The following is a 23687-nucleotide window of genomic DNA, read 5'->3' on the forward strand; positions in this document are numbered from 1 at the left end:
TCAGTCGGGCACCCGCGAGTCGAACGACGGCGGCGGCGGAGCGACGTCGAATTCGATCTCGTCGAGCTCGGGATCGGAATCGGGGTGCTGCAGATCGTCGTTGGGATTCATCGCCGCGAGCAGCAGTATCACCAACGACGCCGTCAGCGCCTGCACGATCAGTGCCGTCGGCGTGTCGATACTCGGTGCAACCCGGACGATCGATCCGACGGCCGGCTCGTCCGCCCTCGGGAATCGCAGCGCCGCAACGCCGTTGCCCACCAGCACCGCTGCGATCGAGCCGACGAACGACCCGACGAACACGGCCACGAACAGCCGTGGACCCCGCTGGGAAATCCACAGCCACCACCCGATCGGCACGAGAATGCCGAGAGCGAACGAGACGAGGACGAACAGGGCGAGAGCGTCGAATCTATGCAGACTCTCCCCGGTCAGTGTTGCTCCTCTGTCCTGCGCGACGACGAGCAACTGCTGGCTCGGTGCCAGGAATCCCCACAGCAGGCCGCCGACGGCGGACAGCGCGATCGTCACACCGCCGACCAGAGCCACGAAGCGAAGCGTTCGACGCCGCTCCGGAGTCTCGACGGCAGACGAGGTCGTCACCTAACGCCTACCCGTCGCGGCGGAATCGATCAGGCCGTGCCGCGAGCACACCGACGTCCATCCGTCGGGCACGATCTGCACCACCATCCTGCGACCGCACCGGTCGCAGTACCTCGGCGGCTCCAGCCCGAGACCGACGGCAACCGAGAACGACGGTGCCCCCGCATCCGTACCGACCTCGACAGGCCGACCGGTGTGCGGGTCGTACCGGCTCTCGCTCGTCATTCGACCCACCTTAATACGCGCATCAGATCGTCGAGTTCAACGCTTTGATCGGCATCTGCAGTTCCCCGAGAAGATCGAGATCCTCCTCGGCGGGACGACCGAGCGTCGTCAAGTAGTTTCCGACGATGATCGCGTTGATGCCGCCCAGAATTCCCTGCTGAGCTCCGAGATCACCGAGAGTGATCTCGCGGCCGCCCGCGAATCGGAGAATCGTCCGCGGCAGGGCCAGCCGGAAGGCGGCAACGGCTCGCAACGCATCCGATGCAGGCAGCACGTCCAGATCTCCGAACGGCGTTCCGGGACGTGGGTTCAAGAAATTCAGGGGGACCTCGTCGGGTTCGAGAGCGCCGAGATCGGCTGCGAACTCGGCTCGCTGCTCCAGCGTCTCGCCCATACCGAGGATGCCTCCGCAACAGACCTCCATGCCGGCCTCGCGGACCATCCGCAGTGTGTTCCAGCGTTCCTCCCAGGTATGGGTGGTCACCACGTTCGGAAAGTAGGACCGCGAGGTCTCGAGGTTGTGGTTGTAGCGGTGCACACCCATTGCGGCGAGTTGGTCGACCTGATCCTGGTCGAGCATGCCCAGCGAACAAGCGATGTCGATGTCGACCTCGCCGCGAATGGCCTCGATTCCCGCGGCGACCTGCGCGAGCAGTCGAGCGTCCGGACCCCGCACTGCGGCCACGATGCAGAACTCCGTGGCTCCGGTCTTCGCGGTTTGTTTCGCCGCCTCGACCAACGACGGAATATCGAGCCAGGCTGCCCGCACCGGAGAGGCGAACAGGCCCGACTGCGAGCAGAAGTGGCAGTCCTCGGGGCAGCCTCCGGTCTTGAGGCTGACGATCCCCTCGACCTCCACTTCCGGTCCGCACCACCGCATCCGAACCTCGTGCGCCAGTTGCATCGTCTCTTCGAGACGGTCCTCTCCGAGCTCGAGTACCTCGAGCACCTGGGATCGATCGAGCGCGATGCCGTTGTCGAGCACCTGCCGGCGCGCCGTACGCAATATGTCCATACCGGTCCCCTCGTCGTCGAACGGTCTCGGAATTGAACACCGTTCAAGTTGAACGGCGTTCACGTTAGGCACCGCACTCGGCTACTGTCAAAGCGAAACACCGCGTCGAACGGCAGGGGTAGGAAGTGCAGCTACGCAGGCAGGACGTCCTGGACGGTGCAATAGCCATTCTCGACGAGTACGGCCTCGCGGATCTGACCATGCGCCGCCTGGCGACCTCACTGCACGTCCAACCCGGAGCGCTGTATTGGCACTTCCCCAACAAGCAGACGCTGCTGGGAGCGATCGCAGATCACATACTGTCCGGTGCCGACGCACCGTCGACGGAAGAACTGTGGGACGCGCAGATCTCGCAGATCGCACATCGACTTCGCGACGCGCTGCTCTCCCGGCGCGACGGAGCCGAACTGGTCGCCTCGACCTACGCCTCGCGGCTCACCACCAACCGCATCCGTGAACGCATCGCCGCGGTCTGCATTCGTGCCGGGTTGCCCAGAGTCGACGCCGAACTGACCGCCGATACGCTGCTGTACTACGTGCTCGGCCATACCGTGGACGAACAGGCTCGGCTCCAGATGGACTCGGCCGGGGCGCTGACCGCCGACGCGTCCCCGATGTTCGAGCGCCCCGATCCCACCAGCAAATTCGACTTCGGTCTCCGGCTCTTTCTGGACGGCGTGCGCCACGCCGCGTCCGAACCACGCTCCGTCAGGATTCGGTGAACACGATTCGGTCGCGTTCGTTGTCCAGAGTCATCGTGTCGTCTTCTCTGGACCATTTCGGCTTCGAGGACAGAAACTCCGACAGCCACCGATCCTGCTCCATGAGCTCGGCCGGGCACCCCATCCGCGTGGCACCCAGGGAATCGACGGTGAGCGTCCCCAGCGAAGTGTCGACGGTGCCGAACAACCTGTTGCATCCGGCTTCGGCCGAGATGCGGTCGTCGGCGAACTCGAGCCGGATCGTCGTACCCGAGACCGGGGTGTAGGAACCGTCGGCATCGACGGAGGTGTAATTCTTGTCTGCCGGGAATTCCCCGTACGAATCGGTGCAGCCCGAGGCCAACACGCTCACGCCACAGGCGAGAGCGAGCAGTGCCCGGCGCGCGTCAGCCACCGAAGATCGGCCCCAGACCGGCCGCACCGGCATTTCCGCGGGAGGCAAACGGGTTGTCGTGCACCATGTACGTCCACGTCGATGTCGGTCGGCGCATACCGGCATTGTCGAGATCGATTCCGTCGGAGGTGATCTCGGCCGACTCGAATGTCGCGTGGGACAGATCCATGGCCTTGGCGGAGACAGTCTTGAAGGCCTCGACCGCAATTCGGTGGTACTCGTCGAGTGGATTCTCGCGACCCAGGGCACGGAGGTGGATGCTCTCGCGCACGTCGGCCAGGTGCGCTAGGTAGTCCGACCACGCGCGGTCGAGGTGGTGAAGAACGATTCGGCGGGCGACCACCACGAGGGTCTCCTCCGACACGTTCTCGCGAAGTTCCTTCGATCGCGTCGGCGACTGCTCCTCGAGCAGAGCCAACGCCTCTCCGGTGTCCAGCAACGCTGCCCTACGACGGTCCAGAATCTCCCGATGCTGCGCCGTCAGTTGGTTGTAGCGCCAGGTACGCGAGTGTATTTCGAGCATCTGTCCTTCGGCGATGCGCTGGGCATGATCGACTCGATCGGCTGCCGCGGCAGAGGTGAACAGGCCGCTGTCGTCGATGCCTTTCGGTGCGTCCTTGTCACCGATGTTGTTCTTGACGACGTCGTCCTCCCAACTGCCGAAGAACACCGAACGGCCCGGGTCGCCCTGCCTGCCCGCACGTCCTCGCAATTGATTGTCGAGCCGCTCGGTGGTGTGGCGGCCGGTGCCGACGACGAACAGCCCACCCAACTCGGCGATGCGGTCGCGGTCGGTCCCCTCCGGTCCCCCGAGCTTGATATCGGTTCCGCGCCCGGCGATCTGCGTCGAGACGGTGACCGCGCCGTGCACTCCGGCGGCAGCGATGACCGCGGCCTCCTCGGCGTCGTTCTTGGCGTTGAGTACGACGGCGTCCACACCGGATTCCGCGAGGATCGCCGCCAGCGTCTCCGACTCCGCGACATCGTGCGTTCCGACGAGTACCGGTTGCCCGGTCTCGTGAATTTCCTTGACCTGCTGCGCAATTGCGGCATTCTTGTGCTCGACCGTGTCGTACACCCGGTCGACCTCGTCGACCCGCACCGTCGGCACGTTCGGCTCGATGACCGAGACGCCGAGCCCGTAGAACGTACGCAGCTGCTCCCCCGCCGCCATTGCCGTGCCGGTCATTCCACATACGGTGGCATACCGGTTGATCAGCGCCTGCACCGTGATCGTGTCGAGAATTTCACCGGTCTCGGTGGGCTCGAGCCCCTCCTTGATCTCTACGGCCGCCTGTAACCCGTCCGGCCAACGCTGCAGGTCCGCCACTCGGCCACGGGAAGCGTTGATCAGCTGAACACGTCCCTCACGCACGATGTAGTCGACATCGCGTTGCACCAGCACCTGAGCGTGCAGCGCGACATTGACCGCAACGAGGGTCGATCCGACGTGCTGCTCGGAGTAGAGATCGATTCCGCCGAGTTCCTTCTCGAGCCGAAGCGCGCCCTCGTCCGTGAGGAACACATTGCGTCCTTCGGCATCGGTGTCGAAGTCGATCCCCTTGTCCAACAGGCGGACTGCGTCCATCACCGTCGAGGTCGACACGTCACCCGATACCGAGCCGGCCAACACCAACGGCACCAACGCTTCGTCGACCAACACCGAGTCGGCCTCGTCGATCAGTGCGACATCCGGGACGGGCGACACCAGATCGGCACGATCGTCGACCAAATGGTCACGGAGTACATCGAATCCGACCTCGTTGACCGACGCGTACGTGATATCGCACGCGTAGGAATCACGACGTTCCTGCGCGGAAGACGACTCGGCGATGGAACCGACAGTGATACCCAGAGCCTCGAACAGCGGAGCCATCCACCGCGCATCACGTTGTGCGAGAAAGTCGTTGACCGAGATGACGTGAACCCTGCGACCGGACAGAACGTATCCCACCGCAGCCACGGCCCCGGACAACGTCTTTCCTTCGCCGGTCGCCATTTCCACCACGTCACCGGCGAGCAGTCGCTCGGCTCCCAGAAGTTGTACGTCGAACGGTCGCATGCCGAGCGTGCGGTCGCTCGCCTCACGCGTCAACGCCAGGTACCGCGGAACGTCGAGTTTCGACGCGCTCGGGGCCCGCAACGCAGCGGCCTCGGTGGCCAAATCGGCGTCCGACAAGCCCGAAGCCCAGCTCGCATGGTCTCCGGCCTGCTCGACGCGCCGACGCGACGCGCTCTGCGCCTTCTGCGCAGAGCGGCCGAGTACACGCCAGAATCGGTCGGAGCCCACAGCCATCTGTCATCCCTACTCGAGAAAGTACGTGATCTTCTTTCCCACAGTACCGAGTGCCGATTGCCCACTACCCCGCGTCGAGCGGCGTTGTCACTGCGATGTCGAGCGGCACAGCCACTGCGATTCTGCGCGAGCGGTAGTAGGACTGGCCCCGGGCGAAGAAGTCTCGGGTCTGCTGCGGGTCGGAGATGGCGGCGCATCCCCCAGCCGTCACGGCCAACGCGGTGATCGCCACTCCGAATATCGAGATCCGAACAGAGCATGGACAAACCGAGGGGTACGTATTAACGTCTTCCACTAATCAACTAGTGAAAGGCTTCTGGTGATCGCCTACCGTATCGATCGTCAGTCCGGCATTCCCACCTATGTCCAACTGATACTGCAGACCAAACAGGCCCTACGACTGGGAACACTCGCCGTCGGTGACCGACTGCCGACAGCAAAAGAAGTGGTCACGGCGCTGGCCATCAATCCCAACACCGTCCTCAAGGCGTACCGAGAACTCGAACGCGACGGGCTGGTCCAACCACGAACCGGTTCCGGGACGTTCGTCGTCGCCTCGCTCGCAAAACCTGGCATGGCCGAACGATCGGCGCTCGAGACCGAACTCGACCGCTGGATCCGACACTGCACGGCCGCAGGACTGGACAGACCTGACCTCGAAGCCATCGTCACCGCCGCACTCGACAAGCAATTCGACCGAACCGAAAGAGACGAAACATGACCGACGCGGTGCTCACCATGGACGAGGTGGCCAAATCGTTTCGCAGGAAGACCGTCCTCGACGGATGCTCGTTCGCAGTCGAAAGAGGAAGCGTCACAGCGCTGGTCGGCTCCAACGGTGCCGGAAAGTCGACGCTGCTGTCGCTGGCGGTCGGCCTGCTGACACCGGACGGCGGAACCATTCGGGTTCTGGGCGAAAGCGTGACCCAACGCGGAATCTCGCCCGGCCTGTCCTATCTGGCGCAGCACAAGCCCCTCTACCCACACTTCACCGTCGCCGAACTGTTGCGATTCGGCCGAAACACGAACTCGCACTGGGACGATGCGTACGCGAAGGAAATCGTCGACGCCGCAGGAATCGCCACCTCCGCTCGGGTCGAGTCCCTCTCCCCCGGCCACCGCACGCGGATTGCCCTCGCACTGGCACTCGGGCGTCGACCCGAAGTACTGCTGCTCGACGAGCCGCTTGCCGATCTCGATCCGGTCGCTCGCAGGGCGGTGGCACGCACCCTGATGCGCGATGCAGCCGAGAACGGTACGACGATCGTGCTGTCCTCACACGTGCTGTCCGAGCTCGTCGACGTCGCCGACCGGCTGTTGCTACTACGCGGTGGGCGAATGCGACTCGACGGGGACCTCGACGCCATCACCGCCGACCACCACCTTCTCGTCGGCAGCTCCGACGCCGACCCGACGGTCGAGGACGGCACCATCGTGTCCGAGGTGTTCGGTTCCGGGGCAACAACATTCGTCGTACAGGGCAAACAACCGACAACGACACCACCGGGGTGGACAGTCGAGAACGCCACCCTCGACGACGTCGTACTCGCCCACCTCGGAACGGAGACCACCTGATGATCTGGGTGACTTGGAGACAATTTCGCGCGACCATCCTGTTCGGGGCGTTGACGCCACTGCTGTTGGCTGCGATCACGATTGCCGTCACGGTGATCGGCGGCGGTGTGATTCCGTCTCCGTATCTGCAGGGTTGTCGATCCTTCGGTTCGTCCGACTGCACCGTCGGGACCGTGCAGACTATAGCGATACTCACGACGATCGTCTTGCCCGTCGTCCTGGGGGCATTCGTCGGGGTGACCGTCTTCTCCCGCGATCTCGAACGTCGCACCCACGTACTCGGTTTGACTCAATCCGTGAGCAGACGCCGCTGGTACAGCGTGCGCATTCTGGTCGTGTTCACACCGATCGTCGGGGCGATGACGGTGCTCGGATGCGTGCTGTTCGCAGCCAAGTACAACACTGCACCCGATTCCTTCGCGATGTCCTTCGCGGGGTCGAGCGTATCGCGGTTGGACTTTCCCATCTTCGGGGCCACGGGATTCGTCGCAGGCGCGTACACGGCCGTCGGATTGATGGTCGGTTCGGCATGCGCACTTGCGATGCGGAACACGATCGCTGCGATGATCACCACCGTCATCGTGTCGACTGCATTCCTGGCACTGCTGCCGACGCAGTTACGCGAGCACTATGCGACTCCCCAGACAGACCGAGTATCGGTGGAGCAGAAGGTCGACGACATGTACGGCGGCACTCCGGACTACTACAGACCAGGCGACTCGATCAGTTTGTTCCCACGTTGGGAATTCTCTGCCGACTACGTCGACAGCAACGGCAGTCCGGTGCCCGTCGACTTGATGGACTGCAATTGGACCCAGAACTACAGGGATCTGAGCGAATTCGAGACGGTCGCCGAGTACGAGGAGTATTCCGACCGCAAGAGCGTGGAACGTCGCAACATCGAGATCCAGTGCATTCGGGATCAGGGTGCCGAGGCCTACGAGACGCGCTATCACGAGGACAGATCGTTCTGGCGGTTCCAGGCGATCGAGTCGGCGTTGTCGTTGGTGGTTGCCGGGCTTCTCGGGGGCGTATCACTCCTGCTGCTGCGCAGGCTGCGTCCCTAGGGCAGGTCTGCCGCAGCTACCTCTGCGCTGGAATTCCGAGCGGTTTCCGATTCCTGATCACTGTGGCCACGAGGGCGGGGAGGCCGAGGACCAGAACCATGATTCCGACTACGAGTGCAGCAGTGGACCACGGCCTGGACACCCCCAGCTGATCGGCCAGGGTGACCGCGCCGACGATGCCGAGGATCCAGGCGAGAAATTCGATTCGGCGAACGCGTCGAGATGTCGGATCCGAGGTTGCCCACCACGCACCGACGGACGAACACGCGAGGGCGCACACGAGCAACCAGTACTCCGCCATCTCGGCCTCCTCGAAGTCGATGGTGTGATCAGGGTAGTTCGCGCGCCGCCCGTCCGTTCACAATTGTGCGACCAGCAGTGGCAGACCCACCGCGGCCGTTGTGCGCCATCGGTGGTCGGCCATGTCGGATACCTCGGTCTCGACCGGGTTGATCTCGACCACCGTTGCGCCCGCACTGCGTGCGACGGCGGGCAGTCCGGCGAACGGGTACACCACGCCCGACGTACCGACCACGAGCACCAGATCTGCAGCGCGCACAGCATTCTCGGCTGCTTCCCACGCCTGTTCGGGCAGCGATTCGCCGAACCACACGGCCCCGGGACGGATGAGTCCGCCGCACCGGGGACAGTCCGGCGGCGGAACACGCTGATCTGCGTCGATCAGAATGCCGTCGTCCAGAATGTCGGTGTCGTCGAGTTCCGCGCGCACTCCACACTCGCTGCAGTACGGCTCGAAGAGGCTTCCGTGTACGTGTGCGAGCACTGTGGATCCGGCTCGTTCGTGCAGATCGTCGACGTTCTGCGTGGCGATGTCCACCTGCGCATGCTGCTGCCATTGCGCGACGGCGCGGTGGCCGGCGTTGGGTTCGGAACGACGAACCAATGCTGCACGCCACCGGTACCAACCCCACACGAGGTCGCTGTCGGCGAGCCAGCCCTCGGGACTGGCGAGGTCCTTCGGATCGAAGTCCTGCCACAGACCGGTCCGGTCGTCGCGAAACGTTGCAATTCCGGATTCGGCCGACATTTGTAACAGACTTTCCGATAACGTTGCCTCCATGAGCACCACCAGGGCCAGGAGGACCGGAAATGAACACAACCGAAGAAGCTTTGACAGCCGTTATCTATGCTCGCGTTTCGAGGGATACGACGGGCCGAGGTAAAAGCGTCGAACAACAGATAGCGGAATGCCAGACGACATGCGACAACGAAGGCTGGCAGGTAGTTGAGATCGTAAAAGACAATTCGATCAGTGCATCTCGGTACGCAACTCGCAATAGACCGGGTTATGAATCGCTAGCACGAATCCTGAAGCCTGGAATGGTGCTGGTCGTCTGGGAGTTCTCCCGCGCCGGTCGTAAGACGCAAGAACACCTTGCACTGCAAGAACTCTGCGAGGAGCGGAGCGTCCTGTTTCGAGCTGGTAGTCGAAACTACGACTTCCGCAAATCTGAGGATCGGTTCATAGGCACCCTCGAATCAGCCATAGCCGCGAAGTCCTCCGACGAGACGAGAGAACGTGTTCTCAGGGCGAAGCGCGCCGATGCCGAAAGAGGTCGACCGAACGGAGCACTGGGATTCGGATTCATGCCGACGATCGACCCGACGACTCACGAAAAGGTGTGGACACTCGACCCGATCACAGCGCCACTCGTGAAAGAAGCGGCTACAGCCATCCTTGCGGGCGCATCGTTGCATTCGATCGTGAAGGACTGGAACCAGCGCGGCATAAAGACGTTCAAAGGCAACGACTGGCGATCGATCACCCTTCGGCAATTGTTGTTGCGCCCCGCCATCGCCGGACTACGACAGCACCAGGGCCAGACGACAACCGTCAAAGCGGTGTGGCCTCCGATCATCACGGAACAACAGCACCGCGCCCTGGTAGCGACGTTCACCGACCCGAGCCGCAAGACGCAGCGCGGCAGCGAGGTTAAGCACCTGCTGACCAACATCGCGTTGTGCGGCAAGTGCGGTAAGCCCGTGGTTCGCATGTCCCCGAACGCGAAACTCCAACGCGCATCGCGCTACGCCTGCCCCGATCGTCACGTCGGCAGAAATCAGGCCGAGGTCGATAAGCACGTCGTGTCCGAGTTACTGCGGATCATGGACGACAGGATGGCCGATGAGTTCCTGATGGACGAGACCGGCGCGGCCGATGGCATGGACTCTCCGAGCGAGCACCACCTGACGAAAGCCGCCGAGCTACAGCAACAACTAGACGACGCGACGGCCGAGTTCATCGCTGGTCGACTCACCGCTGCGACGTTGGGACGTATCGAGGCCGCTCTACTCCCCCAGATCGATCAGGAGCGCCGATCAGCCGCCGAACGTACGTCGAACCCGCTACTGGCGAAACTGGCCGCAGGAGCCGCAGGAGCGTGGAAAGCCGCCGACGTAACCGAGCGCCGGGCCATGATCCGTGCGGCCGTGATTGTGACGATTCAACCGGTCGGCAAGGGCGGCACTCACGTATTCGATCCGAACGGAGTGACTGTCGTCGCGAGGCAGCGACACCATGCCAGTTGGTCACACCCGAAGCGTCTCAAATGAGACAGAAGGCGGCTCAACGCATTCTGCGAAGGTCCGCCAGAAAGGGCGAGCGGTCGGGGTCCATGCATACTGCAATGACAAGAACCTCGTATGCCTTGGTTAACCTGTAGATCCCACGACCGAAGATCACCGTTATCAGATACAGCGCGAGAAGCAACGCGGCGACACCCGGGATCAGCTGCAGCGAGAAGCCTGTCGCAATGACGAATCGAATGAACACACCAACGATGATCACAAAAAGCGGCGGAATAACACTCAGTCGAAACTGGCCTTCGGCGCACTCCCTGTCATAGTCGTCCCACAGAGCCAACTTCTCGACGTGAAGCCGATTTTCGATCAGCGATCGATCCGCACCCACCTTGGCCTTCGCAGCGTTCACCAGGGCGTCGTAACCTCCCCCTTCTCTGAATGCATCAGGTGTCACAGAAAGAGCAGACAGGACCCGCTCGATACCAATGCGCGACTCCGCCGTATTCAGCTCGTCTCGAATCAAATTCTCGTAATGCAACAGCACTTCCTCAGACGGACCAGACGACCGAGCACCGTGAGTAAGCAACTTCGGCAAGGCAGAAAAACTCGGTTCCCTACCCGCAATGTCTGTGTCCTCCACGCATAGAGCCGAACCAACAAGATAGGCAACGAAGGTCAGGACCCCGAGCAAGGTGGCAGTACCGACAGAGCCACCCCACCTGATCAATTGAGAAAGGGCAGCATCATCAACACCCGCACTAGGCAGCCAGTCAACAACCACCAGGAACAAGGCAAGCAGCCACAGGTAGCCTGCCGCCAAGGGCGTCCGTAGATCACGTAGACCGGGCAGAATCGTTGTCAACATGGCGACACCGTAACGGTTGCGCCGGACAAATTGCAGGAAGACGTACGGCAGACCGTCTCAAATTGAGACAGTGGTGTTAGGCGTACTCGGGTGCGCGGCCTAAACCGAACTCCGCGCTATACCGGTCTGACTCGACTCTGCGAACTTGCCGCGACGGCTCTTTCGAGCGCTCCACCATCAGCTCTAGCGCGTGATCGTGGCAGTAGCCACCCATTGCGAACCGCAGCGAGTACGGGCCACTTCGACTACAGCCGATGCCTTCGACCGACTCGTACGAGCATTTCCCAACGCCGCCGTACGCCTGACCCTTCTTCGGCGCAAGACGGCCACTTTTCGGATGTCCCTTAGGCATAAGCAATTCCTCTCGTAGACATGAAAAAACCCATCTGCCCGACCAGGAGGCTTCACACCGGGGCGAGCGGCGCGCTGCATTGTTTGTCGGGCAGATGGGTTTTCGGCATCCGAAACCGGCTAGGGAATGAATGCGACTTCGATTCTACAGACGCACAAAGGAATCGGCTGAGCAGGAAAAAGGCACGTCTCCGCAGACGCCAAAATAAAACAGTATCGTGTCCATTAGAGAGACAACCCCGGCGATTACGAACGGACAACCCGGTTATGTACAACATCGAACCCATCGAACACCCCATCGACCCGCGCCTTGTGACGAAAGCCGAGGCTTTGCAGATACTTTCGGTCACGCTCACCACGTTGAATATCTATCTCGGAGAGGGCCGACTCACGAGCTACCCGATCACGCCACACTGCACGCTACTCGACCGGCGCGAGGTCGAAATCCTCAAAGCTGCACGGCGATAACAGAAACGGCTAGGGACTATGGCATATGGGCCAATCATCGACCCCGACTTCTTTGACCGAGAAGCGGTGCTCGACATGCAAGCCGACGATGAGACGCGATCTGCGCTGCTGGTGTTGTTTGAACTCATGGTGTTCTCGATGAGCGCGAAGTCTAACGGCGTAATCCGGCGAAACGCGTTGCGCAGAGCGACGATGCACGCCGATCCCGAGGCAGCAATGGCGTTGCTCGTGAAGTTCGGCCTGGCGACAGAAACAAATCAGGGTTGGCAGATCGACTGGACGCGGCAGAAGTCGGCCGAGTGGGTGACCAAGAAACAGAAGGATGGCGCGGACTGGGACAGGCACATTCACGACAACCACAGCGCGTGCGCGGACCATCCCGGATACAACTGCCACAAGAATGGTGACTACGAGAAGTGGTGTGCTGCCAACGATCTAGGTGACCTAGATGACGACCGAGATGGTAACCCTCTAGGTAACCCCAACATAACTCAACCTAACTCAACCCAACCTAACGTAGTGGTTGGGGAAGAGTTAGAGGTTGGGACAGAGATTGTCGTCGCTCCGCTCGACTCCGCGCCTGGGGGCGCTCCCTCGCTCACTCCGACTCAAGAGGACGACAGCGAACCTACAGACAGCGCACCACCGAAGCCGCGCAAACCTCGAAGAGAGCCGAAAGTAGTGATGCAGCTATGACTTTCTTCGATGACAACTGCGAAGTGATCGTATCGGTATCGACGTGGAGACCAGAGGCGCGCTACAGATTCGTGGAGACCGACGACGGCGAAGACGTGTACTTGTTGCACAGCATCGGCTTTCACTGGAAGGTACAACCGGAATGGAACGAGTTTGGCGCTGTCAGGAAGTGGCCTGGGGACGGGAACGATTGGGCACACCCCGATAACGTTCGCGGTTGGCTGTCGCAGTTGTTGCACGAGATCTTCGGACAGCAGTATCGAGACCAACTCGGTAGGCCGAGCTTGATACCGAAGACGTTCGAGCCGCGCATCATTCGGTCGATTCGAGGGAATGCGTACGGCGCTTCGATATGGCTCAAAGCCGACGAGGCCGATTTGGACTGGTTCGACTACGACTACGACGATGACGACGAGAAGGATCACGACGACCTAGCGCTACCCGAGGAATACGAAATGCTCGCCCGTGCAGTCATGGACGCGAAGCGTATTGTCTCAGAAGCCATTTCCGCCAACCTCAGCGGCACGCTGCCCGATGAACCGTGGTATTAGGTCACCCAGTAGCCGGAAACAGAAAAAAGCCGCCTGCGTTGAATACAGACGGCTTTTACTGCGAGGCAACTAGATCGAGAAGACAACCCGCTCGCGACGACTGGTCTCGGGATCGACGGTGAACCTCTCGCCTTTCGCGTAGAACCGGACACCCTCGATCTTCGGGAACGGACGGACGGGACGGTCGATTACAGGAGCGCTCATAGCAATCCTCCAATAGCAGAGCGGGGAAACAACTCTCGCCAGAGTACACCCAGAACTAAAGGACAAGGCATGATGACAGATCACGAACTGTCGCAGATCAGAACGACACTCGACGCGCTCCGAGAGTACGGGCCGATGACTCCCGAGCAGATACACCAGCGCACCGGCAAACTGCCAGACGCTATCGATGACCACCTGCGAATCCTGTCGCGGTGTCGACTCGTAGAGCGGTCAGGCGCTGTCTACACGTCGCGATGATCGAGCACCCTTGCCTACAGGAGACCATCCTGAGGATCATCAACCAGGGTGAAATCGACCTGACCGACTTGCTATTCGAGATTCGACGCGAACACCCCGAGATGCCGACCACCGCTGTCGTCAGGGCGTTAGCCGCGCTCATAGCCGATCTGGCGCTCATACCAACGCACGTCGTTCACGTCAAAGTTGTTCGAACCGAGGGGAATACCGAATGAGCGAGAGCCGACGAGAACGTAGAGAGCGCAAGCAACGCGAAGCACAGGAGGATCACGTGGATATTTTGACGATCTAACTAGGTCAAGTCCTAGCCGATGCATACGACCGACTGGACCCGACGATCCAGGCTCGGTTCGCAGCGAATCCTGGTGTTTCCGTGCGCCGTGAGGGTCGCTACGTCATCGCAACATGCAACGGCGAGGACTTCGCGTGGATCGAACACGCATGGTTAGTCGATGACACTCAAACCGAAGTCGACGCAATGACTTTCGACACGACGATGCCGGAAACGGTGCCCGAGGAGTGGAGCGAATAGCCGAAATCGAAAGATCCAACAGCACGACCAAAATTATTGCCGTACTGTGTATCCCGTAGGCCGAGCCACTAGCTCACCTGCCATTCACGCCGGGATTGAGCCGGAACATGCACCTGCGCATGGTATCCACTCGAATCGCCACGGGATTGTTAAGGGCCGCATTGCGCGCTCTTCTCCCTGATGCACCCCGAGTAAGTGAAGGTGAATGACTATGCCACGCAACACAAAACCGATGATCGAACGCAATCTCGAATTTCGAGCCACTGACACCACCGACGATGGGTTGACCCTCGAAGGACTGGCCGCAGTATTCGACGTTCCGACAAAGATTCGCGACTACCTGGGTCACTACTCCGAGCGAATTGCGTTCGGCGCGTTCAAGAAGTCTCTGACCGAACGCCGCCCGGTGATGCAATTCGATCACGGTCGCGATTCCCGTACTGGGTCGGTGCCTATCGGGGTGTTCGAGGAATTGCGCGAGACTCGCGAAGGTCTGTACGTACGTGCTCGGTTGCACGACAACGACCTAGTTCTGCCAATCCGGCAAGCTATTGCGAGTCAGGCTATTTCGGGCATGTCAATCAAATTCCGAGTCATCCAGGAAGAGTGGCGTGACGCCAAGGGCAATCGTGTTTCGCCCGAACGAGTTTCGACGCTGCTCGACTCGAATACTCAACTTACGAGGACGATCAAAGAGATTGCGCTAGCCGAAGCTGGCCCTGTTGTGTTCCCCGCGTACGCAAGTACCAAGGTCGGAGTCCGCAACGAAAACAAAACCCTCACACTGAATCTCGCTGAAAAGCGAATGAGAATGGCAGGACTACTTTGATGAAGAAGACACTTCAGGAATTGCGCGCCGAACAGACCGCGCTCGAAGGCGAAATGCGGCAGCTGTTCCAGGCCGCGAAGGAAGAAGCTCGGGACCTCGATGAGGCCGAGACCGTTCGTTTCGATGACGCCGCAGAACGACTCGATGTCGTCAAGGCCGAGATTGCCACGGGCGAACGTCGTATCGAAGCAATGCGCAACCTGGCTGATTCCGGCGCGATCGAACACACCTCGCCGGTCACCACGGCCACCCGAGGCAACACCGAGCGCGACATCGTTCTCCGCAACCTCGACGCCGATGTGAAGCGCAAGGTGATCACCGAGGCCGAGGCCGGAACCGTCGAAAGCTTGATGCGCGGGGATGAGGGCAGCACTGCAACCCGGTATGCACGGATCGCCGGTGATCCCGAGTACCGCAGCGCGTTCGTCAAGCTGTACCGCGATCCTGTCGGCGGTCATCGTGAGTTCACCAACGCCGAGGCAGACGCATTCCGTTCCGCGCAGACCTTCTCTCGTGCCATGAATGAGGGCACCGGCTCGCAGGGTGGCTACCTCGTTCCCCTCTCGCTCGATCCGCACATCATCCTGACCAGTGGCGGCAGCGTGAACCCGATCCGCGCTATCGCGAAGAGCGTCACGATCACCGGTCAGGCGTGGCGGGGTGTGTCGAGTGCGGGTGTAACCGCTGAGTGGACTCCCGAGGCTACCGAGATGGCCGACGCGTCTCCGACGATCGCAAACCCGGTCATCCCGGTACACAAGGCCGATGCGTTCATCCCCTACAGCTGGGAGGTCGAACAGGATTCGACCGCGCTGCTCGATGAGCTTCGGACATTGCTCGTGGACGGTATCGAACAGCTCACCGCTACGGCGTTCGCAACAGGCACCGGCACCGGACAGCCGAGGGGCGTAGTGACCGCTCTCGTGGCCGCAGGCGCGCCGTACATCGTCACACCGGGCGTAGCCGAGACTCTGGCCGCTTCGGACGTGTACGCGCTCCAGGGCGCTCTTCCGAGCCGGTTCCAGCCGAACGCACAGTGGACGGGCAACCTCTCGACTATCGGGCGTGTTCGACAGTTCGAGACAGCCAACGGCGCGACGGTGTTTCCCGAGCTTGCCAACGGCGTTCTGCTGGGTCGCGAGTTCAACGAGATGAGCACCCTCGACGGATTCAATCCGGCCGTGACCGATACGAACAACATCGTCCTGATTTACGGCGACTGGTCGAACTACGTCGTGGTCAACCGGATCGGTACGACGCTGGAGATCATCCCGCAGTTGTTCGGCACGAACCGTCGTCCCACGGGACAGCGCGGCGCGGTCATATACACCCGTGTCGGTGGAGATGTTGTCAACAGCAACGGATTTCGAGCGCTGAACATCGCTACCACCGCATAGTCATTCGATGAACCCGCGCATCGTTTGGAAATGCAGTACAGTTCAAAGCGTCTGGATTCGTAACCCAGACAACCGATCTCGGATATTCGGAGCGTAGCCGCTCACACTATCGACGCCGAGTTCGTCCGGTCGAACTAGCTACTCGATCACAGATGCCCTCGCCCTACGGTTTACAGGTGATTCGCCTCGCCTCTTCGCCCGTAGCAAGCGAGGGCATTATTGTGTCCAAAACACCCTCCCATTGCCACGCTGAGACACGACTGCACCCCTGCCTAGCCAGCCATGCCAGACGACAGCCTGAGCCCGTGAGAAGCGCAGTGAGACACCAGCAATCACGATGTGCCTTGTTCGAGCAACATAGCGTGTTGGTCAATTCGGTTGTATCGCAACGACTACCGAACGCGCTCGACACCACCAGTCCGATAGCCACCACGACCAGTGCGATACCTCGACCACGACCAGTGCGTTACTTCGACCTCGATGTGCAACAACGTGATTGCTGTCATCACTCAATGAATCTGTTGCTTTGCTTGCTTCGATCAACAGATGAATAACGTTGTGCATCTACCGAATAGCGCTATCGTGGTGTGCCGTACCCATAGTGGATAGCGTGCCTGCCCTGCCTGCCTAGCCTGCCTCGATTGGTGTGTCCATTCAGTCGATAGATGCACAGTTCGTTCGATCTGCAATTGACGTTGACTTTCGTCTTCTAATCCTTGCTGTCGTCAATATCGAAATGCAGAAACGACCCTTGAGGAATCCCATTGCTAAGCCTCTGTCCGAATGGACTGCGCACCAATTATCCCACTTACGCTAACCCCGTGAATGCTCGCCGACAAAGGTAGTTATAAACAAATGCCTTGCACGTATTCGCACTCGCTCGATTCTTTATTCATGCACGCTGAGAGGTAGGCCGAGGTTGGAATAGGAATAGGTACCGGAAAAGGGTAGGGGGGGACTGCATTCACGCTTTTATTAGGCACCTAAGCGACCCCGGAGTCGGCCCGTTTTCTCTCTATGTGTCAAAATTCCCTGATGTGAGGCCGTAAAACGCCTGGTCAGAGGCTTATGAGAGTCACGAAAACCCCTACCTCGAACGACCCGCCACCAGAGCACCCCAAACAATTTCCCTGATAAACAATTCAGTGCCCGCCGATAAACTCTGAATAAATACTTCGGCTGGTTTATGTGGGCTTTATTGGGCTATCGCATTTCGGTATTGTCGAGCATATCCATCGAGCACCTGGTCCGTAGGTATTTCCACCTCGATTCATAGGCTGACGAATTACGGGCGCTGGCCGATACATAAGCGGCTTCCCGCATTGTGAACAAGCCTCATTCGTTTCTTGGTCATATTCCATGCCCCAATCGTACGAACTGCGTCGGCACTGCCGCCCTACAGGCCGTTGTGACCTGGGTCACTCATCGCGTTGCGCCGACACGCCCGAGATGACGAGAGGCACGTCGCGAATTTTTGAGAGCCGATTTCAGCCTTATCTGGCTGCGCCTCAACAGTTTTGAGTAGAAGTCCGGTTTTGAATCTCAGCTTCGGCCGACATGCCGGCCCCGGTCAGAACGACGATGCGCGATGCCGCTCGTGCGGCGTCCACGATGGGTTGTGGAACGGCGTCGACCGTCTGCTCGTGCGAATGGGTCACACAGCTATTGTGCCAACCGGTGTTCGCTCACGCGCTACCGTGTGGGCATGAGCATCGACACCGATACCCGCACGCGGCGACGCTGGCCCCTGTGGACCGCAGCGGTCACCGCTGTGGTCGTGGTGGTGGCCGTCGGTGTTCTGTGGCTCGCCCCGAGTCGCTATCTACCGTGGGACACCGAATCGTTCCCCGAGGTGAACAGCGCCGAGTTGACCGTCGACCAGGCACGTGTGGTGGACCTGCTGCGAGTCGAGCACGAGAAGCAGCGTCCGGGAACCTTCTATGCAGAGGGCGTGGACGAGGCCTGGTGCGCCGACTTCGTCAGCTGGATCATGAAGGAAGCGGGCATGCCGTTGTCGAATCCCAACTCGGGTTCGTGGCGCATTCCCGGCGTCTACACGCTGCAGGAGTACTACCAGCAACAGGGACGGTTCGAGACCGTCGGCAACTACACGCCGTCGGTGGGTGATGTGGTGTTGTACGACAACAGCAGTTGGGTCGGCCAACACACCAACGTCATCGTGGCTGTCGACGGCAGCGAGGCCGTCACCGTGGGCGGGAACGAAGCCGGCAAGATCAGGATTCACACTCTGAATTACGAATCCGACTCGGGTGTAGTCGGATTCGGCCGATTGGCATCCTGAGGGCCGTCATTGCGACGGGGTGCTGGAACGGTCGCCGAGTGATCGCGCCCCTCCGTCTCTCTTCGCTCTGTACAGCAACAGGTCTGCTCGGTCGAAACAGTCGTAGAGCGATTCCCCCGGACGCAATGTCGTGTAACCGGCGGAAAATGTCTGCTCGTCCGGGACGACGGCTGCGAGTTCGGTCAGCACGGTTGCCATCGTCGTCGACCCGGTATCGGGCATCGCGATGGCGAATTCCTCCCCGCCCCATCTGGCGACATACGCTCGCCCTGCAAGCAACTGCATTGCAGCAGTGGAGAACTGGACCAACAGGCGATCGCCGCGGCCGTGTCCGTATTTGTCGTTGAACGACTTGAAGCGATCGAAATCGATCATCGCCATGGCCAGCGACACGTCGAATCCGCGCGGAGTCGTCAACTGAGACAACCGATCTCGCCAACCGCGCCGATTGAGCAGCCCGGTCAAGGGATCGGTCAGCGCAGCCTCCCGTAGGTCGTCCTCCAACCGCCGCCGGTCGGTGACGTCGTGGACCACCGCCATGGTCCATCGTCGGCCGTCCGGGCCGGGGACCTCGCTGGCCGACACCCAACCCCACCGCACTGTGCCGTCGGGATGCAGGTATCGCTTCTCGACGTGTACGGATTCACCACGGGCCTCGGCGTCGTCCATCATCTGTTCCATCGCCGCGTGTTGGTCCAGGTCGTCGGGGTGGGTGAATTCACGGGAGGATCGGCCCCACAGTAGATCCCTGGGGCACCCCACGATTGCCGCATACGCCTCGTTCGCGAGTAACAGCAGCCCGTGTTCGTCGGCGAGTGCCATTCCGACCGTGCTGGCCTCGAACATCTCCCGATACCAGCGATCGGCGTCGACCATGATTGTCCGGTTCACTTCCTCGAACGGTGCGAGCCACATCGATTCACACGACACACCGACGATACGCCGTCGTGGGGACCCGAACAGTATCCGGCGATCGGTCTTGACCTTGACGCTACGTCAACGTTCACACTGGACGCATGAGAATCGGATCCCTCGCCGATGCCGCCGGAACGACCCCGCGGACGGTGCGCCACTACCACCGACTCGGCTTGCTCTCCGAGCCTCGGCGGCTGTCCAACGGCTACCGCGAGTACACGATCGACGACGTCGTTCGGCTGATGCGAATCCGATGGTTGGCCGAGTGCGGAATGCCGCTGGGCGCGATAGCGGCAGTGCTCGACGGAAAAGCGACGGACGAGCCCGACGTGGTCGGGGACCTGCGAGCCTTGCTGGCCGGCATCGAGACCGAGCAGACGGCATTGGCACACAAGCACAGTCGCTTGTCGGCGTTGCTCGACGACGCTGTCGAACGGCGTGCTCTGACCGCGCTCCCACGAGATGTTGCCGCGACGTTCGGGTCCTTGCTCGATGCAGCGGACGAACGGGACCGGCCCGCGCTGATCCGCGAACGCGATCTACTCGAAGTGATGGCAATTTCGGGCCGCGTCCCGGCGGCATTCTTCGAGACGATGTCCGCCGCGCTCGACGATCACGACCTACGTCGGAAATACCTGGTGTTGCTACGACGCTTCGGTGCCCTCGAGGGCCGAAGCGTCGCCGAATCCGAGCACGACATCGACGCGTTGGCCGACGAGTTGGTGTCCGTACTCGATGTCGAGTCCTTCGCTCAGGCGCCCGAGTCCGCTGCGCTCGGTAGCGACTCGACCGGGTTGCTCGACATCGAGGACATCGTTCCCGACGCGGCCCAACGCGCCGTCGTCCTCCGCACCACAACTCGTCTGCTCGACGGTGCGCATCCGGCAGGAACCTCACAGTGACCCCGGATCGGGGTGCCCAGGTCGGCAGATGGCACGCACTGCTGTTGTGGGCACGCGGCCGCCACGCTCCGATCGGGGCCGACTCTGCCGAGTTCACCGCGGTGCGCGGAACGGGTTCGATGCCGTTGATGTTCGGTGTGGCCTCGGTCGTCGAGATCGTCGTCGTGCATCTCCTGGTTCCGTGGTTGTGGCTCGATATCGTGCTCGGTGCGCTCTCGGTCGTATCGATCGTTCTGCTGGTGTCGGCTTTAGCCGTCGGCCGGGTGCACCCCCATGTCCTCACGCCCGAAGCACTCGTCCTGCGCACCTCCGGCGAGGTCGTCACCACGGTGGAGAGATCGACGATCGTCTCGGCCCGACTCCATCGCCGGTTCGGCGTGGTGGCTCCCACTGTCCGCGACGACCGAGCCGTGTTACCGAACCAGGACGGCACGAACGTCGACATCACGTTGTCGACCCGCACCACAGTCGTCGTACCCGCACCCCTACGTCGGTGGCGGGTCGAGGGCACCGCGACGTCCATCGGCCTGTACGTGGACGATCCCGTGGCCCTGGTCGCCGCGTTGTCCTCGGTTCCGGCCGACGGTGGCATGTGAACCCGAACTGCTGCGGGACCGGTGAGACCACGCTGTGAGAAACCGGCGACGAGCTGGGACCGGCACCGCAGTACGGACTCCGAGGAGTGCGTCACCGCGCGTACACGTATTGTTTGCTCAGAACGTCTTCTTGTTTGCGACGAACCTCGTAGTCTGCCGAGCAGCTTCCGAGACGAACACCACCGACCGTGACCGCCCGACCAGTGGTCGATCGACAGCCGGAGCCATTCCCCTTTCATGCAGGTACACCCGAGCGGCACCGATCACGAATCGGCAACCGATTCCGCGGCCCCGAGTTCGGTGTCGGCTCCCGTCGTGCCGCGACCACCACAGCGCCAGGATCTGAACGGCCTGCGTGGTGTCGCCATCGCTCTGGTGGTCGTGTTCCACATCTGGATGGGCCGGGTGTCGGGCGGAGTGGATGTCTTCCTCACGCTGTCCGGCTTCTTCTTCACTGCGTCGTTGCTTCGATCGGCCGAGGCCGGTGCGAGCCTGAACCCGATCACCCGCATCGTTCGCGTGCTCCGCAGACTCGGACCGCCTCTGGCGCTCACCCTGTTGGCGGTAGCGGCCGCGTCGGTGTTCCTGCTACCGAGGACCCGCTGGGCCGACGTGGGCGACCAACTCGTCTCCGGCGTCTTCTTCTTCGTGAACTGGCAGTTGGCGACGACAGCCAACGACTACCTGGCGGCCGACCCTTCGGTGAGCCCGGTCCAGCACCTGTGGTCCGTCGCGGTGCAATTCCAGTTCTATCTGCTCGCGATTGCCGTCGTGTTCGGTCTGGCGTGGATTCTGCGGACGATGCGACCGGAAGGACCGCGAAGTCTGCGACCACAGACCTTCGCCGTGATCTTCGCCGTCATCGCGGTGTTGTCGTTCGTGTATGCAGCGGACGGTGCTCGACGCCATCAAGCGTGGAACTACTACGACACGGGCGCGCGACTCTGGGAGATCATGCTCGGTGCGGCGGTCGCGGCCACGTTCGCGGCATTTGCCGGCAGAAACACCGGGGCCGATGCCCGCGTGAGTCGGGTGGGATCGACCGCCCGGGGCGCGCTCGCCGCCGGTGCGATGTTCGTCATCGTCGTCTGTGGATTCGTGGTGGACGGCGTGACCGCGTTCCCCGGTCCCTTGGCGCTGATTCCGGTACTGGCCACTGTGGCGCTGATCGTCGCAGGCTCCAACACCGTGGTCGCCGCGACGTTGTCCAACCGGTTCTTCGCCTGGGTCGGCTCGATCGCGTTTCCGTTGTACCTGTGGCACTGGCCGCTGTTGATCTTCTACCTGTCGGCCACCGGCAGGTCCCACGCGGACATACCCGGCGGACTCGGCATCGTCGGTGCATCGGTCGCACTCGCGTGGCTCACCGTCCGCTTCGTGGAGCGTCCTACGCAGGCCACCACATTCACTCCCGGCCGCATTGCGGTCACGGCCGTCGCCCTCGTTGCTGCCGTGGCGGTGACAGCCGGTTCGGTCGGCTGGAACGCCTACATCGAACGATCGATCTCGGCCGTGCAGGCCGACGAATCGGTCGACGAAGCCACGCACCCGGGGGCGCTGGAATTGACCGACGGCATTCGCGTCGAACCGGCCGAGATGACGCCTCCCCTGTACTCCGCTCCCGAGGATCTTCCCGTCACCACCCTCGAGGGCTGCATCGCGGATTTCGAGACTCGCGACGCTCTGTCCTGTACCTACGGCGACGTCGATGCGGCCCGAACGATCGTGCTGGCGGGGAGCTCACACGCCGAGCACTGGGTGACGGCTCTCGACACTCTGGGGCGGCGGCACGGCTTCAAGGTGGTCACGTTCGTGAAGATGGGGTGCCCGCTCAGCCTGGACACGATGCCGATGCTCGGGCAGAACGAGTACCCGGATTGTCTGGACTGGACCCGGACCGTGCTCGACGACGTCGCATCGATGCAACCGGAATACGTGTTCACCACGGCCACCCGGCCCCGCGACGACTTCCCCGGCGACTTCACCCCGCCCTGGTACGTCTCGGTCTGGCAGCAGTTGATCGCCGACGGTGTCGGCGTCCTCGGTATCAGGGACACCCCGTGGCTCGCGTATCGCGCCATCGACTGCCTGGCCGACGGCGGCTCCGCCACCTCGTGCGGCATCCCGCGAGACGAGGCGCTCGACTCGGTCAACCCCGCTCTGGCGTCCTCGTTCCAGCTGAGCGGATTCTCCGCCCTCGACCTCTCGGACGCGGTGTGCGACGACGCCGTCTGTCGCGTCGAGCAGGGGAACGTACTGATCTATCGCGACGAGCATCATCTGACCGCCACCTACGTGCGAACCCTGACCACCGAGCTCGGCCGGCAGCTCGGATCTGCGACCGGCTGGTGGGCCGGACCGTGAGCGGAACGGCTCGCGC

At 61.8% G+C, this 23687-nt stretch carries 26 protein-coding genes; 15 read left to right on the top strand and 11 right to left on the bottom strand.

What is annotated here, in order from left to right; all coding sequences use genetic code 11:
* From AB0O58_RS13010 to bioB, 3 genes are read right to left on the bottom strand one after another with little or no spacing between them, the layout of a single operon-like run.
* The gene (locus tag AB0O58_RS13010; protein WP_027497306.1) at positions 1-603 is read right to left on the bottom strand and encodes a DUF2567 domain-containing protein; all 603 of its coding nucleotides are present in this window, start codon (positions 601-603) and stop codon (positions 1-3) included.
* Positions 604-828, bottom strand: coding sequence for a hypothetical protein (locus AB0O58_RS13015; protein WP_032382834.1), 225 nt, complete (start codon positions 826-828; stop codon positions 604-606). It lies immediately after the preceding gene.
* A gap of 22 nt (positions 829-850) precedes the next feature.
* Positions 851-1843 (bottom strand): biotin synthase BioB, encoded by a 993-nt coding sequence (bioB, locus tag AB0O58_RS13020; protein WP_027497308.1) that lies wholly within the window; start codon positions 1841-1843, stop codon positions 851-853.
* 125 nt (positions 1844-1968) lie between these two features.
* Here bioB and AB0O58_RS13025 point away from each other — a divergent pair, with 125 nt between their 5' ends.
* The gene (locus tag AB0O58_RS13025; RefSeq protein WP_027497309.1) at positions 1969-2565 is read left to right on the top strand and encodes a TetR/AcrR family transcriptional regulator C-terminal domain-containing protein; all 597 of its coding nucleotides are present in this window, start codon (positions 1969-1971) and stop codon (positions 2563-2565) included.
* Here the strand turns inward: AB0O58_RS13025 and AB0O58_RS13030 are convergent.
* The 3 genes from AB0O58_RS13030 to AB0O58_RS13040 form a co-directional block, all read right to left on the bottom strand.
* On the bottom strand, positions 2552-2959 hold the full coding sequence (locus tag AB0O58_RS13030) for an META domain-containing protein (RefSeq protein WP_366238250.1): 408 nt from the start codon (positions 2957-2959) through the stop codon (positions 2552-2554). The genes AB0O58_RS13025 and AB0O58_RS13030 overlap by 14 nt on opposite strands.
* The gene (gene secA2 / locus AB0O58_RS13035; RefSeq protein WP_032399992.1) at positions 2952-5255 is read right to left on the bottom strand and encodes an accessory Sec system translocase SecA2; all 2304 of its coding nucleotides are present in this window, start codon (positions 5253-5255) and stop codon (positions 2952-2954) included. The genes AB0O58_RS13030 and secA2 overlap by 8 nt, the downstream gene beginning before the upstream one ends.
* Before the next feature lie 64 nt (positions 5256-5319).
* Complete coding sequence (locus tag AB0O58_RS13040; RefSeq protein ID WP_155288449.1) at positions 5320-5487, bottom strand: hypothetical protein; 168 nt, start codon at positions 5485-5487, stop codon at positions 5320-5322.
* Between the two features lie 87 nt (positions 5488-5574).
* Between AB0O58_RS13040 and AB0O58_RS13045 the strand changes: the two genes are divergently transcribed.
* Genes AB0O58_RS13045 through AB0O58_RS13055 form a run of 3 tightly spaced genes read left to right on the top strand, consistent with a single transcriptional unit; the run spans position 5575 to position 7897 of the window.
* On the top strand, positions 5575-5976 hold the full coding sequence (locus AB0O58_RS13045) for a GntR family transcriptional regulator (protein ID WP_027497311.1): 402 nt from the start codon (positions 5575-5577) through the stop codon (positions 5974-5976).
* A complete protein-coding gene (locus AB0O58_RS13050) occupies positions 5973-6830 on the top strand; it encodes an ABC transporter ATP-binding protein (RefSeq protein ID WP_032399991.1) in 858 nt (285 codons plus the stop codon). The genes AB0O58_RS13045 and AB0O58_RS13050 overlap by 4 nt, the downstream gene beginning before the upstream one ends.
* Positions 6830-7897, top strand: a complete 1068-nt coding sequence (locus AB0O58_RS13055) for an ABC transporter permease (RefSeq protein ID WP_366238251.1) — start codon at positions 6830-6832, stop codon at positions 7895-7897. Before AB0O58_RS13050 ends, AB0O58_RS13055 begins: the two co-directional genes overlap by 1 nt.
* Positions 7898-7913: 16 nt before the next feature.
* On the opposite strand, the gene AB0O58_RS13060 is transcribed toward AB0O58_RS13055, so the two are convergent.
* Positions 7914-8198 carry a hypothetical protein gene (locus tag AB0O58_RS13060; RefSeq protein ID WP_032399990.1) on the bottom strand — a complete coding sequence of 95 codons (285 nt, stop codon included), beginning with the start codon at positions 8196-8198 and terminating at the stop codon, positions 7914-7916.
* A gap of 57 nt (positions 8199-8255) precedes the next feature.
* On the bottom strand, positions 8256-8945 hold the full coding sequence (locus tag AB0O58_RS13065; protein ID WP_366238252.1) for an NAD-dependent deacylase: 690 nt from the start codon (positions 8943-8945) through the stop codon (positions 8256-8258).
* A 62-nt stretch (positions 8946-9007) separates the two neighbouring features.
* On the opposite strand from AB0O58_RS13065, the gene AB0O58_RS13070 reads away from it, so the two are divergent.
* Positions 9008-10471, top strand: coding sequence for a recombinase family protein (locus tag AB0O58_RS13070; protein WP_366238253.1), 1464 nt, complete (start codon positions 9008-9010; stop codon positions 10469-10471).
* 13 nt (positions 10472-10484) lie between these two features.
* Here the strand turns inward: AB0O58_RS13070 and AB0O58_RS13075 are convergent, their stop codons facing one another.
* On the bottom strand, positions 10485-11306 hold the full coding sequence (locus AB0O58_RS13075; RefSeq protein WP_366238254.1) for a hypothetical protein: 822 nt from the start codon (positions 11304-11306) through the stop codon (positions 10485-10487).
* A 618-nt stretch (positions 11307-11924) separates the two neighbouring features.
* Between AB0O58_RS13075 and AB0O58_RS13080 the strand changes: the two genes are divergently transcribed.
* The 3 genes from AB0O58_RS13080 to AB0O58_RS13090 all read left to right on the top strand — a co-directional run bounded on the left by AB0O58_RS13080 (position 11925) and on the right by AB0O58_RS13090 (position 13372).
* On the top strand, positions 11925-12125 hold the full coding sequence (locus AB0O58_RS13080; protein ID WP_366238255.1) for a hypothetical protein: 201 nt from the start codon (positions 11925-11927) through the stop codon (positions 12123-12125).
* An 18-nt stretch (positions 12126-12143) separates the two neighbouring features.
* Positions 12144-12821 carry a hypothetical protein gene (locus AB0O58_RS13085; RefSeq protein WP_366238256.1) on the top strand — a complete coding sequence of 226 codons (678 nt, stop codon included), beginning with the start codon at positions 12144-12146 and terminating at the stop codon, positions 12819-12821.
* A gap of 71 nt (positions 12822-12892) precedes the next feature.
* Positions 12893-13372 (top strand): hypothetical protein, encoded by a 480-nt coding sequence (locus AB0O58_RS13090; protein WP_366238257.1) that lies wholly within the window; start codon positions 12893-12895, stop codon positions 13370-13372.
* A gap of 69 nt (positions 13373-13441) precedes the next feature.
* Here AB0O58_RS13090 and AB0O58_RS13095 read toward each other — a convergent pair whose 3' ends face one another.
* Positions 13442-13576 carry a hypothetical protein gene (locus AB0O58_RS13095; protein WP_366238258.1) on the bottom strand — a complete coding sequence of 45 codons (135 nt, stop codon included), beginning with the start codon at positions 13574-13576 and terminating at the stop codon, positions 13442-13444.
* 72 nt (positions 13577-13648) lie between these two features.
* Between AB0O58_RS13095 and AB0O58_RS13100 the strand changes: the two genes are divergently transcribed.
* The 4 genes from AB0O58_RS13100 to AB0O58_RS13115 all read left to right on the top strand — a co-directional run bounded on the left by AB0O58_RS13100 (position 13649) and on the right by AB0O58_RS13115 (position 18894).
* Positions 13649-13834 (top strand): ArsR family transcriptional regulator, encoded by a 186-nt coding sequence (locus tag AB0O58_RS13100; RefSeq protein WP_366238274.1) that lies wholly within the window; start codon positions 13649-13651, stop codon positions 13832-13834.
* Positions 13835-14577: 743 nt separating this feature from the next.
* The gene (locus tag AB0O58_RS13105) at positions 14578-15195 is read left to right on the top strand and encodes an HK97 family phage prohead protease (protein ID WP_366238259.1); all 618 of its coding nucleotides are present in this window, start codon (positions 14578-14580) and stop codon (positions 15193-15195) included.
* Positions 15195-16592 (top strand): phage major capsid protein, encoded by a 1398-nt coding sequence (locus AB0O58_RS13110; RefSeq protein ID WP_366238260.1) that lies wholly within the window; start codon positions 15195-15197, stop codon positions 16590-16592. The genes AB0O58_RS13105 and AB0O58_RS13110 overlap by 1 nt, the downstream gene beginning before the upstream one ends.
* A 1705-nt stretch (positions 16593-18297) precedes the next feature.
* Positions 18298-18894, top strand: coding sequence for a CHAP domain-containing protein (locus tag AB0O58_RS13115; protein ID WP_032382827.1), 597 nt, complete (start codon positions 18298-18300; stop codon positions 18892-18894).
* A gap of 6 nt (positions 18895-18900) precedes the next feature.
* On the opposite strand, the gene AB0O58_RS13120 is transcribed toward AB0O58_RS13115, so the two are convergent.
* Complete coding sequence (locus AB0O58_RS13120) at positions 18901-19809, bottom strand: diguanylate cyclase (RefSeq protein ID WP_032399988.1); 909 nt, start codon at positions 19807-19809, stop codon at positions 18901-18903.
* Positions 19810-19910: 101 nt separating this feature from the next.
* Here AB0O58_RS13120 and AB0O58_RS13125 point away from each other — a divergent pair, with 101 nt between their 5' ends.
* The 3 genes from AB0O58_RS13125 to AB0O58_RS13135 all read left to right on the top strand — a co-directional run bounded on the left by AB0O58_RS13125 (position 19911) and on the right by AB0O58_RS13135 (position 23671).
* Positions 19911-20711 (top strand): MerR family transcriptional regulator, encoded by an 801-nt coding sequence (locus AB0O58_RS13125; protein WP_366238261.1) that lies wholly within the window; start codon positions 19911-19913, stop codon positions 20709-20711.
* Positions 20708-21307, top strand: a complete 600-nt coding sequence (locus AB0O58_RS13130; protein ID WP_052061427.1) for a hypothetical protein — start codon at positions 20708-20710, stop codon at positions 21305-21307. The genes AB0O58_RS13125 and AB0O58_RS13130 overlap by 4 nt, the downstream gene beginning before the upstream one ends.
* 237 nt (positions 21308-21544) lie before the next feature.
* Positions 21545-23671 (top strand): acyltransferase family protein, encoded by a 2127-nt coding sequence (locus AB0O58_RS13135; RefSeq protein ID WP_032399986.1) that lies wholly within the window; start codon positions 21545-21547, stop codon positions 23669-23671.
* Positions 23672-23687 lie beyond the last annotated feature (16 nt).

This window comes from Rhodococcus sp. NPDC080181, from assembly GCF_040702225.1.
GTDB lineage: Bacteria > Actinomycetota > Actinomycetes > Mycobacteriales > Mycobacteriaceae > Rhodococcoides > Rhodococcoides fascians.